Here is a 12,430-nt window from a genome sequence, read left to right on the forward strand (position 1 = left end):
TCGATGGTCCTCTCAGCTCGCGGTGATGATGGTGCCGACGTGCTCGCCGGCGAGCGCGCGGGTCAGATTGCCCGGCACCAGCCCGTTGACGATCTGCACCTGATGGATGTGACGCGCCTGGTCGAGCAGGTCGAGCACCGGAAACTCCAGGATCGAATCCTGCAGCCCCTTGGCCTTCATCTCGGCCACCGAGATCTTCGGAATGAAAGTGGCGTTCTTCGAGGTCTTGGGATTGGCGGTGAACAGGCCGTCTTCGTCCTTCACATAGATCATCGCCTTGCAGCCGAACTGTTCGGCGACCAGGAAGCAGCCGGCGTCGGTGCGATACGGCGGGATCACCCCGTCAACGGCCGGACGCATCCACAACCCGTAGGGCGGCATGCCGGAAAACACCACGGCGTGCACTTCGGCGAGAAACAGCGGCACCGAGGACAGTCCGGCGCCGTCGACCGCGGAAATGCCGTGCTTGGCGAGCAACTGCCCGAGCATCGCGGCGTTCTGGTCGGCGACCGAGGCGCCGAGCTGCGACAGCACGCCGGCCGGCAGGTTGAGCCCGGCGGCGATCGAGTAGAGATGGCGGGCGCGGGTGCCGGCGCCGGTGCCGATCAACAGCTTGTGGGCCTTGCGGACGGCGACGATCTCCTCGACCAGCGGATAGACCGCGGCGCGGCCGCGATCGATCACGCTCTGGCCGCCGATCTTGATCACGGTGGCGTCGGGCAGTATCCGGAAGTCTTCCGCCGCCTCGGTCGCCGCCAGCAACTGGGCATCGGTCAGCGAACGTTGCATGAGGAGCTCCTTGAGCTCCACCGTCGTATTGGCCATGAAGTCACTTCCTTTCGTGTTCTGATGCGCGTCGACGCGTCTCGGGGGACCCGTGGCCCCTCAAGAGTGCTCACTCCCGTTGATTTATTGGGAAGGCCGAGGGCAGAGCCGATCCTGACGCGGGCCAGATGGATAGCCTAGCCGGGCTGGCCGATATCCTCGTTCCAATACGTGGGAACCACCGATAATTTGCGCCGTCGTCATCGCCGCGTCAACTGGCGTGATAAAATGTTCTTTATTTTTCAATACGTTATATAGGCGGGGGTGATAACGCTGGGCGGCTTCGGCGGGCGCCCGCGACCCGGCCGCCGCGTGACCGCGGCACCACCTTCGCCGGCCGTGTCGCAGCCCGCTGGCGATCGGCCGAGACTCACTCCGCATCGTATCTCGTCGAGATACCAAGATCTTGCGGATCGTATCCCGGCGCGATACGTTGGTGCATGATCAGGAGCTTCAGGGGCAAATTCGCCGAGCCGATCCTTCACGGCCGTCGCAGTCCGAAGGGTTTCCCGGCAAACCTGGTCCGGGTCGCTCGGCGAAAACTGATCATGGTGGACGCCGCTGCTTTTCTCGAGGCGCTGAGCTCGCCTCCTGGCAACCGGCTCGAAGCTCTGAAGGGCGATCTGGCCGGCAAGTACTCGATCCGCATCAACGATCAATGGCGGATCGTGTTCAGATGGACCGATGCGGGGCCCGAGGACGTGGAAATATTGGACTATCACTAGGGCAGATCGCAAAGACTGGCTGCCGGTTTCGTTCAGGCTGGCGGAATGTCCCGAACAGGAGTTCGCAAATGGTCAAGAAACTTCCGCCGGTTCACCCCGGCGAAATCCTGCGGGAAGAATTTCTCGTTCCGCTTAAGCTGACGCCTTACGCGGTTGCCGCGGCGCTGAACGTGCCGCGGACCCGGATCGAACGCATTGCGCGCGAAGAAAAGCCGGTAACGGCCGACACTGCGCTGCGGCTCGGCAAGTTCTTCAAGACCGGCGGCGCTTTCTGGATGAACATTCAGGCACGCTTCGATCTCGAAACCGCCGAAGACCTGCTGGCGCCGCAGATCAAGAAGATCGCGGCCTATGAGGCGGCGTGAGAGCGATCGGACTGCCGGCTCCGCTCAGGCCCGTTCAGAGCGCAACGGCGAAGGCCTGTGTAGAGACCGAAACCGCGCGGGCCGTCGTGAAGGCCCCAGCACCGCGATCCGGTCGCGGACAATCCGCACCCAGTGCAATTCTGTTGGGAACAAGACGACTTGGCGCTCCCTAGGAGAATCGAACTCCTGTTTTCGCCGTGAGAGGGCGACGTCCTAACCGCTAGACGAAGGGAGCAGCGCGAGCAGTGAATAGCCTCGAAACCGCGGCTCCGCAAGATGGCGATGTGGTTTGGCGGCAGTTTGCGGCGCGCCCGCCGGCCGCGCTTCGCGGCCGCACACGGTGCCGGTGCGCCGGGCCAGATCTCGGTGACGGCGCGCCCGATGACGCGCCGTGGCCGGCGCGCGCTACGGCTCGCTGGCGAAGCTGAGCCGGCCGGCCGGCTTCAGCGTCTTGGCGTCGAAGCTGCGGATCTCCACCGCGCCCGCGACCTCCAGCGTCACCAGCAGCCGGTCGCCGGCGACCGCGGTGGACAGCACTCGGGCGCCCTTCGGCAGCGTCGCCGTGGTATCGGTGGCCACCACGCTTCCCTCGGCGCGGAAAAGACGGTAGCCGATGGCGATCAGCACGGCGGCCACCGCCAGCGCCGTGGTCAGGCCCGCAATCAGCATCAGGCGACGCACCCGCGCAAACAGCGCGGCCTGTTCGGGGGTCGGTTCGGGCGCAACAGTTTCGGTCATGCAAGGCTCAATCTTGGAAAACCCGTCGGACAACAAAGCTCGGTTGCTGGAAGTCACCGTCGCCGGCGACGAGGGTGCGGTCCGGCTCGACCGCGTGCTGGCGCTGCGCGCGCCGGAGCTGTCGCGGTCGCGGCTGAAGGCACTGATCCTTGCCGGCCAGGTCCGGTTGCGCTCCGCCGACGCCAGTGCCGCCGAACCGACCCCGCTTCGCGATCCCGCTTATCATGTCGAGGCCGGCGATACGATCACAATCGACGTGCCGCCGGCGGTCGCCGCCCTACCCGCCGGCGAGGCGATCGCGCTCGATATCGTCTTTGAGGACGACGACATCATCGTCATCGACAAGCCGAAAGGCCTGGTGGTGCATCCCGCCGCCGGCCACGAGACCGGCACCCTGGTCAACGCGCTGATCGCGCATTGCGGCAGCAGCCTGTCCGGAATCGGCGGGGTGAAGCGGCCGGGCATCGTGCACCGGCTCGACAAGGACACCACCGGCCTGATGGTGGCGGCGAAGAACGACCGCGCCCATAAATCCTTGAGCGAGCAGTTCGCCGACCATGGCCGCACCGGGGCGCTGCGCCGCGGCTATATGGCCTTTGTCTGGGGGGTGCCGAACCGGCTGTCCGGCACCGTCGACGCGCCGATCGACCGCCACCCGTTTGCCCGCGAAAAGATGGCGGTGCGCGACGGCGGCCGGCAGGCCATCACCCATTGGGACGTCGAGGACACCTTCCTGGGCCGCGACGGCAAGCCGATCGCCGCGCTGATCGCCTGCCAGCTGGAGACCGGCCGCACCCATCAGATCCGGGTACATCTGGCCCATATCGGCCACCCGCTGCTCGGCGACGGCGTCTATGGCCCGCACTTCAAGACCAAGGCCAACGCGCTTGGTCTGCCCGCGCAGGCGGCGCTCACCGCGTTGGGGCGGCAGGCGTTGCACGCCTATCTCCTGGTACTTGAGCACCCGAGTTCCGGGGAGATTTTGCAATGGAACTCGGAGCTGCCGGCCGATCTTTCCTTGTTGCGAACCGCTCTAAAAGCGACGGAATGACGCAGGCAGTTCGGGAAACGTTAAATACGTCAGCGACTTAACCAAGCGTCACGGCGACGTGAGAGGGCTTCTCCTTCCAAAGACGAAGAATTTTTGTGTATATTGCAGGTGCGTTGGATGTCCCAGCGCGGAACATCGCAGCCCGGTCGGCTTTAGCACAGCGGCCGTCTGCCTGGCCCGCCGATGTCGGGGGCCTGAACCACTGGAGGGCGCTCAATGGCCCGTGCAGCTACTTTGCCGGTTCTCAATGGAGAATCTGGCTTATCTCGTTACCTTGCTGAGATCCGCAAGTTTCCGATGCTGGAACCGCAGCAGGAATATATGTTTGCGAAGCGCTGGCGCGAGCACGACGATCGCGACGCGGCGCATCATCTCGTCACCAGTCATCTAAGACTCGTTGCCAAGATTGCCATGGGTTATCGCGGCTATGGCCTGCCGATTTCCGAGGTGGTGTCGGAGGGCAATGTCGGCCTGATGCAGGCGGTGAAGCGGTTCGAGCCCGACAAGGGCTTCCGGCTCGCCACCTACGCGATGTGGTGGATCAAGGCATCGATCCAGGAATACATCCTGCGCTCGTGGTCGCTGGTGAAAATGGGCACCACCGCCAATCAGAAGAAGCTGTTCTTCAACCTGCGCAAGGCCAAGAGCAAGATCTCGGCGCTGGACGAGGGCGATATGCACCCCGACCAGGTCAAGCTGATCGCCAAGCGTCTCGGCGTCACCGAACAGGACGTGGTCGATATGAACCGCCGACTCGGCGGCGACGCATCGCTCAACGCCCCGATCCGCGACGACGGCGAGCCCGGCGAATGGCAGGACTGGCTGGTCGATCACTCGCCGAACCAGGAAGCCATCATGGCCGAGCACGAAGAGCTCGACCACCGTCGCGCCGCGCTGAATGGCGCGATCGGCGTGCTCAACCCGCGCGAACGGCGGATTTTCGAGGCGCGACGGCTTGCAGACGAGCCGATGACGCTGGAAGATCTCGCCGCCGAATTCGGCGTGTCGCGCGAACGCGTGCGGCAGATCGAGGTGCGCGCCTTCGAGAAGGTGCAGTCCGCGGTCAAGGGAACCATTGCGCGGCAAGAAGAAGCCGCGTTGCAGGCCGCGCTCTAACCTCCGCCGCGACCTGCAGTAAGAAGAGCCCCGCCGATCCCCGGCGGGGCTCTTACTTTGTAGGCCTCGGGTGGGCTGCAATTTAGATCCGCAAGCGCCGCCCAGGCTGATTGCAATAGGCCCCTCCCCGGGTCGTCCCTGCGCACGCAGGGACCCATCACCCCTGGACTCAGCGATAAAGAACTGCCGCGCCCACAGCGCGATCATGAGACTCCGCGCCGTATGGGTCCCTGCGTGCGCAGGGACGACCCGTTGAAATGCAGCGGCTAAGCCCTCGGTCACAACGCGCGTTGAAGTGGGAGACGTCGTTGTGTGACTGCGCCTATCTGCCGAGCTCCATCACCCACACAACGACCCATGAAAAAGGGCGGCCTCGCGGCCGCCCTCGTTCGAACAGTTAGTGCGCCTGCTTACTCCGCCGCCAGCCGGGCTTCCGGCTGGGCGGCGCGGACTTCGGCGTCGACCTGCGCTTCGAACTGGGTGAAGTTCTTCTGGAACATGCCGACCAGCTTGCGCGCGGTGACGTCGAACGCCGCCTTGTCGGCCCAGGTCTTGACGGGATCGAGGATCTCGCTCGGCACCCCCGGCAGCGCGTTCGGCACCGCGAAGCCGAAATACGGATCGGTGTGGAACTCGACGTTGCGAAGGCTGCCGTCCAGCGCCGCGGTCAACAGCGCGCGGGTCACCTTGATCGGCATGCGATGGCCGGTGCCGTAGATCCCGCCGGTCCAGCCGGTGTTGACCAGCCAGCAATCGACGCCGTGCTTGGCGATCAATTCGCGCAGCATGCTGCCATACACCGAGGGATCGCGCGGCAGGAACGGCGAGCCGAAGCAGGTGGAGAACACCGGGGTCGGCTCGGTGACGCCGCGCTCGGTGCCGGCGACCTTGGCGGTGTAGCCGGACAGGAAGTGATACATCGCCTGTGCCGGGGTCAATTTGGCGATCGGCGGCATCACGCCGAAGGCGTCGGCCGCCAGCATCACCACGTTCTTCGGCTGGCCGGCGCGGCCGGTCGACGAGGCATTGGGGATCGATTCCAAGGGATAGGCCGAGCGGGTGTTCTCGGTCTTGGAGCCGTCGTTGAAATCCGGCTTGCGGGTGATCGGATCCAGCACGGTGTTTTCCAGGATCGCGCCGAAGCGGTTGGAGGCCGCGAAGATTTCCGGTTCGGCTTCGGCGGAGAGCTTGATGCACTTGGCGTAGCAGCCGCCTTCGAAGTTGAACACGCCGTCCTTGCCCCAGCCGTGCTCGTCGTCGCCGATCAGGGTGCGGTTCGGGTCGGCCGACAGCGTGGTCTTGCCGGTGCCGGACAGGCCGAAGAAGATCGCGGTGTCGCCGTCGGGGCCGACATTGGCCGAGCAGTGCATCGGCAGCACGCCCTTGTCGGGCAGGTAGTAGTTCAGCGTGGTGAACACGCTCTTCTTCATCTCGCCGGCATATTGCGTGCCGCCGATCAGCACGATCTTGCGGGTGAAGTCGATCGCGACGACGTTCTCGGACTGGCAGCCGTGGCGCGCAGGATCAGCGCGGAAGCTGGCCAGATCGATGATGGTGAGTTCGGGCACGAAGCTGGCGAGCGCCGCGGTCTCCGGGCGACGCAGCAAGGTGCGGATGAACAGCGAGTGCCAGGCCATTTCGGTGAAGACCCGGGTCTTGATCTGGAAGCTCGGATCGGCGCCGCCGTAGAGATCCTGGGCGAACAGCGACATGCCTTCGGCATGCTTCAGGAAGTCCTGATACAAAGTCTCGAACTGCTCGGCGGTGATCGACTGATTGCCGCCCCACCACATGGTGTTTTCAGTGTTGGCGTCGCGGACCGTGTACTTGTCCTTGGGGCTGCGGCCGGTAAAGATACCAGTATCGACGCACAAGGAGCCGTCGCCGGACAGCACTCCTTCGCCCGCGCGGAGCGCGTACTCATAGAGTTGCGGCGCACCGAGATTCCAGTCCACGCCTTTGAGGTTTTTTAAGCCGAATTTGTCGGCGCCGTAGGCACCGTTGCGAACGCCCGTCTCTTGCACGAAAAATCCTCCTCGAACCCGCGTATCTCGCTGCGCAAAATGCGCCAAAAACGCGCGTTGACCGCGGTAACCGTCAAAATACCGCCCGACTCCGGTCGCGAACTAATAGTGTCGAACGGCCCGTTTGCCAACCCGCTCGCGCAACATTGTGTTAAATCGACGGGCCGTTTTGACGTGGATCAAGCTTTGCGGCACTGCGCGCTTGTTCCGCGAGTTGCTTTAGAACTTTTCGCACTGCAGCGGGCGTCACCGTGCGCTGCGGGAAGTTCAGCCGCAAAGTGATTGATCCGTCACTGAGATCAAGGCCATCCGGATCGCAGCCGGTGCAGCGCCAATCGGCGTCGTGGGACGCGCCGAGTAATTGCGTCGCATAGAGTTTCATCGTGCCCAGATGATCCGCATTCATATGGTCAATTATGCTTTGCTCCTCTGCAAGAAACGCATGGGCGTCGCTGAGGTCGGTCAGGAATTGCTGCGGCTTCAGATCGACGATGCGGCCGAAGCCGGCGACCAGATGGGCGCCGCTCGGCCGGATTACGAAGAACGCAAAATCCGCGAAGTCGACGAATTGTTCAGCCGAGGGATGCGCGTTGAGATAGCGCCGCCGCAGCGTCGGCCGCGCCTCGGCGTTTGCCGGCTCCGCGGTTCCCGACAGCATGATGCGTGCGCCCTGCAGCGGATCGCCCGGCGCGCGTTCGTCCAGCATCAGCGACACCCGTGAGTCGGCGAGCAGGTTCTGGGTGTGCAGCGCCAGCCGCGAGATCAACAGGATCGGCGAACCATCCCAGTGGCTTGCCAGATTGACCAGCGAGCAATAGGGCGCGCCGCTGCCGACCGCCAGCGTCGCCAGCGCGCCCTGGCGGCTGCGCCGCAGCAACGAGCGGGCCAGTTCGGAAGCGCTGAATTGCGGCGTCGGCTGCATCTGAATTCCACCATCTCATTGCGAATTGAGCCTTATTTTGGCTCCACCGATAGCTATATGGGGACCGGAACCCGCGGCCGATTGCACAGTTCCGGGAACTTGGTCACACTTCAGCCCCGCTTGCATAGTCGTTGGCCGGGTTCACAGGCCAGTCAAATACGGGACCTCGCCCGTAGCCCACTCCGTTTCGGAAAGCAGGCTCATGCCCACAATCGCCTTGGTCGACGACGACCGCAACATTCTGACCTCGGTCTCGATCGCGCTGGAAGCCGAAGGCTACCGCATCATGACCTACACCGATGGTGCCTCGGCGCTGGATGGTTTTCGCACCTCGCCGCCCGACCTCGCCATCCTCGATATCAAGATGCCGCGGATGGACGGCATGGAGACGCTGCGGCGGCTGCGCCAGAAATCCGATCTGCCGGTGATTTTCCTCACCTCGAAAGATGAAGAGATCGACGAATTGTTCGGCCTCAAGATGGGCGCCGACGATTTCATCCGCAAGCCGTTTTCGCAGCGGCTGTTGGTCGAGCGGGTCAAGGCGGTGCTGCGCCGCGCCGCGCCGAAGGACCCCGCCGCGGTGCCGAAGGAAACCGACGCCAAGGCGCTGGATCGCGGACTGCTGCGGATGGACCCGGAGCGCCACACCTGCACCTGGAAGAACGAGCCGGTGACGCTGACCGTGACCGAATTCCTGATCCTGCAGGCACTGGCGACCAGGCCGGGCGTGGTGAAAAGCCGCAACGCGCTGATGGACGCCGCCTATGACGATCAGGTCTATGTCGATGATCGCACCATCGACAGCCACATCAAGCGGCTGCGCAAGAAGTTCAAAGTGGTCGACGATGATTTCGAAATGATCGAGACGCTGTACGGCGTCGGCTATCGGTTCAAGGAAACCTAAGCCGCGGCCATGTTTTGGCGGCCGTTGCCTGCGACGCTCGCCGGCGCGCTTAAGGACTGACGGCGCGCCGCGTCTGGCGTAGGATGCCAGCGAGGCGAGGCGCCGGCGGCCTCGCGGGGCTTATCCGAAACAACCTGGTGGTTTTGGCCATTGCTCGATCGCACGCAGCCTGATCCCGACGACCCGAGCGGCGCCGCGCCGGCCCTGGCGGCCGACGAGGCAGCGGCCGAGCGCGATCGCGGGCTGGTGTGGCCGCGACCGATGGCCTGGCTGCGTCGCGCCGGGCAGTTCTTCCTCACCTTAAGCTTCTCCAGCCTCACCCGCCGCATCGTCTCGCTGAATCTCGCCGGGCTGGTGCTGCTGGTGGCGAGCATCCTGTATCTGTCCCAGTTCCGCGCCGGCCTGATCGACGCCCGCGCGCAGAGCCTGTTGGTGCAAGCCGAAATCATCGCCGGCGCAATCGCGGCGTCGGCCACCGTCGAGACCAACACCATCACCATCGATCCCGACCGGCTGCTCGACCTCAAGCCGGGCGAGACCTTCGGTCCACCCGACGAACTGGCTGGCCTGGATTTTCCGATCAACCCGGAGCGCGTCGCGCCGGTGCTGCGGCGGCTGATCTCGCCGACCAAGACCCGCGCCAGGATCTATGACCGCGATGGCGTGCTGATCCTCGACAGCCGCAGCCTGTATGGCCGCGGCGACGTGCTGCGTTTCGAATTGCCGCCGCCGACCACCGAGAAGCCCGGCGTCGCCGAGCGCAGCATGATCGCGATCCGCACCTGGCTCAATCGCGGCGACCTGCCGCTGTATCGCGAGCTCGGGCCGGAAAACGGCAACGGCTATCAGGAGGTGGTGCAGTCGCTCGACGGCCAGAAGAGCAGCATGGTGCGGATCAACGACCGCGGCGAGGTGATCGTCTCGGTGGCGGTGCCGGTGCAGCGCTTCCGCGCGGTGCACGGCGCCTTGATGCTCTCCACGCAGGGCGACGACATCGACCAGATGGTCACCGCGGAACGCCTCGCCATTCTGAAAGTCGGCGGCGTCGCCTCCTTGGTGATGATGGTGCTGTCGCTCTTGCTCGCCTCCACCATCGCCGGCCCGGTGCGCCGGCTCGCCGACAGCGCCGAGCGGGTGCGCCGCCGCATCCGCACAAGGGTCGAGATCCCGGATTTCACCGGCCGGCGCGACGAGATCGGGCATCTGTCCGGCGCGCTGCGCGACATGACCGAGGCACTGTACAACCGCATCGAGGCGATCGAGCGCTTCGCCGCCGACGTCTCGCACGAATTGAAGAATCCTTTGACCTCGCTGCGCTCGGCGGTGGAAACCCTGCCGCTGGCCCGCAACGAAAAGAGCCGCGGCCGGCTGCTCGAGGTGATCGAGCACGACGTCAAACGGCTCGACCGGCTGATCTCCGATATCTCCGACGCCAGCCGGCTCGACGCCGAATTGCAGCGCCAGGACGTCGCCCCGGTCGATCTGCGGCGCTTGCTCGCCACCCTCGCCTCGGTCGCCAACGAAACCAAGCTCGGCACCAATGTCGGCGTCGAGGTCCGGTTCGAGGGCGGCGGCCACGACGCCTTCTCGGTGCCGGGGCATGATTCCCGGCTCGGCCAGGTGATCTCCAACCTTTTGGTCAACGCGCAATCGTTCTCCACCGCTGGCGGCAAGGTGCGGATCGTCTGCCGCCGCCGCAAGACCGAGATCGAGATCGTGGTCGACGACGACGGCCCGGGGATTCGCGACGACGCGCTGGAGAAAATCTTCGAGCGGTTCTACACCGACCGGCCGCATCAGGGCTTCGGCCAGAACTCCGGGCTCGGCCTGTCGATCTCCAAGCAGATCGTCGAGGCCCATGGCGGCAAGATCTGGGCGGAGAACCGCCCCGGTCCCTGCGACGCCAACGGCGAGCCGAGCTTTGCCGGGGCGCGCTTCGTGGTGAGGTTGCCGGCGATATGAGCAGCTCGGGCAACGTCGGTTCAGCCAGCGTTCATGCCTCGGCGGTGAAAGTGGGCGAGCGCGCGGTGCTGATCCGCGGAGCGTCGGGCGCCGGCAAGTCGCGGCTGGCGTTCGAGCTGATCCTGGCCGGGCGCGGCGGACTATTACCCGGCGCGGTACTGATCGGCGACGACCGGGTGCATCTCGAGGCCTCCGCTGAGGGGCTGGTGGTGCGCGCGGCGCCAGCGATCGCCGGGCTGATCGAGATCCGCGGGCTCGGTCTGCGGCGCTGCGACTATGTCGCGCAGGCCGTGGTCGGGCTGGTGGTCGATCTGGCGGCGCCCGACGCCGAACGGCTGCCGCAGCCCGCGGCGTTGTGGACAACCATCCGCGGTGTCGAATTGCCGCGGATTCCGGTTGGCGAAGGCGATGCGCCGCTACCTCTGGTAGTGGCCGCATTCACTACATCCGAAGGTTAAGGCGCAGCGGCCGTCGAGGAGATTGTTCGGACCGATTTGATAACCATATAATCCTAACTATCGTCACCAAATGACCCAGGCCGCTCCCGTTTCAAAGGTAATTTGAGGGAGAAATGGCGTAGACCCCCTTGCATGGGGGCTCTGGATGGTCAAAGTGACCCGTTCGCGCGGTGCGCCAAAGGCACCCGCGAGGAGTTTCCGATGATTGGTCTGGTACTTGTGACCCATGGGCGCCTTGCCGACGAGTTCAAGGCGGCGCTGGAACATGTGATGGGGCCACAAAAGCAAATTGAAGCCGTCACGATCGGCGCCGAAGACGATGCCGATCTGTGTCGTAGCGACATTATCGAAGCGGTGAATCGCGTCGATAGTGGCGATGGCGTTGCGATTCTGACGGATATGTTCGGCGGCACGCCGTCGAATCTGGCGATCTCCTGCATGAGCCGCCCCAAGGTGGAAGTGCTGGCCGGCATCAATCTGCCGATGCTGGTCAAGCTCGCCAAGGTGCGCGAGGAGCGGCCGCTGCCCGACGCGATCGCGCTGGCGCAGGAAGCCGGCCGCAAATACGTCACCATCGCCAGCCGCGTGCTCGCCGGCAAATGAGCGCCGACGCCGACCACGCTCCGTCGACCGGCGCCCCGGAGCAGGAGGGCGCCTCCACCGATCCGGTCTCCATCGACATTCCGATCGTCAACAAGCGCGGCCTGCACGCCCGCGCCTCGGCGAAATTCGTGCAGATGGTCGAGCGCTTCAACGCCGAGGTCTGGGTCACCCGCAACGGCGAGACCGTCGGCGGCACCTCGATCATGGGGCTGATGATGCTGTCGGCCGGGATCGGCACCAGCGTCACGGTGTCGGCGGTCGGCCCGCAGGCCAAAGAGGCGGTCGATGCCTTGGCCGGCCTGCTCGCCAGCAAATTCGGCGAAGAAGACTGAGCTATTCCGGTTCTGATAGAATCAGAGCCGGAACTCTAGATTGCTATTTTGACGCGTTTTCTTCACGCGAAGCCGGAAGCCAGTTCGCTCGAAAACGCTACAGGCGCCTGCCTCGCACGGCGTCACCGCCCTGATCTGCACTTGCCCTTGGCGCGATGCGCGCGCCCACCACAGATTGTCATTCCGGGGCGCGAGCCCACTTGGGGCGAGCGAACCCGGAATGACGTGGTGGTGCGGAACGCGCGCCACTGACTCGTCATCCTGAGTGTCTGACCGAAAAAGCAGCGAGTAAAATCAGGCGTTTTTGTCATTGCGAGCCGAGGACGGCGCGCAGCGCCGGCTTCGATGCGAAGCAATCCAGGGGCTTCACGCGTGGCCCTGGATTGCTTCGTCGCAAGAGCTCCT

The 12,430-nt window shown here is 64.8% G+C and carries 13 protein-coding genes and 1 tRNA gene; 9 read left to right on the forward strand and 5 right to left on the reverse strand.

The window, feature by feature from the left end; translation table 11 throughout:
* Positions 1-12: 12 nt before the first annotated feature.
* A complete protein-coding gene (locus tag VGC77_RS00885; protein WP_331169689.1) occupies positions 13-825 on the reverse strand; it encodes a uridine kinase in 813 nt (270 codons plus the stop codon).
* A 440-nt stretch (positions 826-1,265) separates the two neighbouring features.
* Here VGC77_RS00885 and VGC77_RS00890 point away from each other — a divergent pair, with 440 nt between their 5' ends.
* Together VGC77_RS00890 and VGC77_RS00895 are read left to right on the forward strand one after the other, a co-directional pair.
* Positions 1,266-1,550 (forward strand): type II toxin-antitoxin system RelE/ParE family toxin, encoded by a 285-nt coding sequence (locus VGC77_RS00890; RefSeq protein ID WP_331169690.1) that lies wholly within the window; start codon positions 1,266-1,268, stop codon positions 1,548-1,550.
* Between the two features lie 68 nt (positions 1,551-1,618).
* Positions 1,619-1,915, forward strand: a complete 297-nt coding sequence (locus tag VGC77_RS00895) for a HigA family addiction module antitoxin (protein ID WP_331169691.1) — start codon at positions 1,619-1,621, stop codon at positions 1,913-1,915.
* Positions 1,916-2,075: 160 nt separating this feature from the next.
* Here the strand turns inward: VGC77_RS00895 and VGC77_RS00900 are convergent.
* Together VGC77_RS00900 and VGC77_RS00905 are read right to left on the reverse strand one after the other, a co-directional pair.
* Positions 2,076-2,150, reverse strand: a tRNA-Glu gene (locus VGC77_RS00900).
* 170 nt (positions 2,151-2,320) lie between these two features.
* Positions 2,321-2,653 carry a hypothetical protein gene (locus VGC77_RS00905; RefSeq protein ID WP_331169692.1) on the reverse strand — a complete coding sequence of 111 codons (333 nt, stop codon included), beginning with the start codon at positions 2,651-2,653 and terminating at the stop codon, positions 2,321-2,323.
* On the opposite strand from VGC77_RS00905, the gene VGC77_RS00910 reads away from it, so the two are divergent.
* Together VGC77_RS00910 and rpoH are read left to right on the forward strand one after the other, a co-directional pair.
* Complete coding sequence (locus VGC77_RS00910) at positions 2,652-3,704, forward strand: RluA family pseudouridine synthase (protein WP_331169693.1); 1,053 nt, start codon at positions 2,652-2,654, stop codon at positions 3,702-3,704. The two genes, VGC77_RS00905 and VGC77_RS00910, sit on opposite strands and share 2 nt — an antisense overlap.
* 216 nt (positions 3,705-3,920) lie before the next feature.
* A complete protein-coding gene (gene rpoH, locus VGC77_RS00915; protein ID WP_184260694.1) occupies positions 3,921-4,820 on the forward strand; it encodes an RNA polymerase sigma factor RpoH in 900 nt (299 codons plus the stop codon).
* Between the two features lie 410 nt (positions 4,821-5,230).
* Here the strand turns inward: rpoH and VGC77_RS00920 are convergent, their stop codons facing one another.
* Both VGC77_RS00920 and VGC77_RS00925 read right to left on the reverse strand, forming a co-directional pair.
* Entirely contained in the window at positions 5,231-6,844 is a 1,614-nt protein-coding gene (locus VGC77_RS00920; RefSeq protein WP_331169694.1) for a phosphoenolpyruvate carboxykinase, read from the reverse strand.
* Positions 6,845-6,995: 151 nt separating this feature from the next.
* Positions 6,996-7,766 carry a HugZ family protein gene (locus VGC77_RS00925; RefSeq protein ID WP_331169695.1) on the reverse strand — a complete coding sequence of 257 codons (771 nt, stop codon included), beginning with the start codon at positions 7,764-7,766 and terminating at the stop codon, positions 6,996-6,998.
* A 202-nt stretch (positions 7,767-7,968) separates the two neighbouring features.
* On the opposite strand from VGC77_RS00925, the gene VGC77_RS00930 reads away from it, so the two are divergent.
* The 5 genes from VGC77_RS00930 to VGC77_RS00950 all read left to right on the forward strand — a co-directional run bounded on the left by VGC77_RS00930 (position 7,969) and on the right by VGC77_RS00950 (position 12,025).
* Positions 7,969-8,670 (forward strand): response regulator transcription factor, encoded by a 702-nt coding sequence (locus tag VGC77_RS00930; RefSeq protein WP_011471080.1) that lies wholly within the window; start codon positions 7,969-7,971, stop codon positions 8,668-8,670.
* Positions 8,671-8,931: 261 nt separating this feature from the next.
* Complete coding sequence (locus tag VGC77_RS00935; RefSeq protein WP_331169703.1) at positions 8,932-10,632, forward strand: sensor histidine kinase; 1,701 nt, start codon at positions 8,932-8,934, stop codon at positions 10,630-10,632.
* Positions 10,629-11,090, forward strand: coding sequence for an HPr kinase/phosphatase C-terminal domain-containing protein (locus tag VGC77_RS00940; protein ID WP_331169696.1), 462 nt, complete (start codon positions 10,629-10,631; stop codon positions 11,088-11,090). Before VGC77_RS00935 ends, VGC77_RS00940 begins: the two co-directional genes overlap by 4 nt.
* Before the next feature lie 201 nt (positions 11,091-11,291).
* Positions 11,292-11,693, forward strand: coding sequence for a PTS sugar transporter subunit IIA (locus tag VGC77_RS00945; RefSeq protein ID WP_011471077.1), 402 nt, complete (start codon positions 11,292-11,294; stop codon positions 11,691-11,693).
* On the forward strand, positions 11,690-12,025 hold the full coding sequence (locus tag VGC77_RS00950) for an HPr family phosphocarrier protein (RefSeq protein ID WP_331169697.1): 336 nt from the start codon (positions 11,690-11,692) through the stop codon (positions 12,023-12,025). The genes VGC77_RS00945 and VGC77_RS00950 overlap by 4 nt, the downstream gene beginning before the upstream one ends.
* Positions 12,026-12,430: the final 405 nt, after the last annotated feature.

The sequence above is a fragment of the Rhodopseudomonas sp. genome (assembly GCF_036404135.1).
GTDB lineage: Bacteria > Pseudomonadota > Alphaproteobacteria > Rhizobiales > Xanthobacteraceae > Rhodopseudomonas_A.

Excerpts from the sequence above, each read along its gene's own strand:
- VGC77_RS00910 (WP_331169693.1), top strand. The coding sequence starts at position 2,652 with ATGCAAGGCTCAATCTTGGAAAACCCGTCGGACAACAAAGCTCGGTTG.
- VGC77_RS00905 (WP_331169692.1), bottom strand. The coding sequence starts at position 2,653 with ATGACCGAAACTGTTGCGCCCGAACCGACCCCCGAACAGGCCGCGCTG.
- rpoH (WP_184260694.1), top strand. The coding sequence starts at position 3,921 with ATGGCCCGTGCAGCTACTTTGCCGGTTCTCAATGGAGAATCTGGCTTA.
- VGC77_RS00940 (WP_331169696.1), top strand. The coding sequence starts at position 10,629 with ATGAGCAGCTCGGGCAACGTCGGTTCAGCCAGCGTTCATGCCTCGGCG.
- VGC77_RS00930 (WP_011471080.1), top strand. The coding sequence starts at position 7,969 with ATGCCCACAATCGCCTTGGTCGACGACGACCGCAACATTCTGACCTCG.
- VGC77_RS00950 (WP_331169697.1), top strand. The coding sequence starts at position 11,690 with ATGAGCGCCGACGCCGACCACGCTCCGTCGACCGGCGCCCCGGAGCAG.
- VGC77_RS00935 (WP_331169703.1), top strand. The coding sequence starts at position 8,932 with ATGGCCTGGCTGCGTCGCGCCGGGCAGTTCTTCCTCACCTTAAGCTTC.
- VGC77_RS00945 (WP_011471077.1), top strand. The coding sequence starts at position 11,292 with ATGATTGGTCTGGTACTTGTGACCCATGGGCGCCTTGCCGACGAGTTC.
- VGC77_RS00925 (WP_331169695.1), bottom strand. The coding sequence starts at position 7,766 with ATGCAGCCGACGCCGCAATTCAGCGCTTCCGAACTGGCCCGCTCGTTG.
- VGC77_RS00885 (WP_331169689.1), bottom strand. The coding sequence starts at position 825 with ATGGCCAATACGACGGTGGAGCTCAAGGAGCTCCTCATGCAACGTTCG.
- VGC77_RS00895 (WP_331169691.1), top strand. The coding sequence starts at position 1,619 with ATGGTCAAGAAACTTCCGCCGGTTCACCCCGGCGAAATCCTGCGGGAA.
- VGC77_RS00890 (WP_331169690.1), top strand. The coding sequence starts at position 1,266 with ATGATCAGGAGCTTCAGGGGCAAATTCGCCGAGCCGATCCTTCACGGC.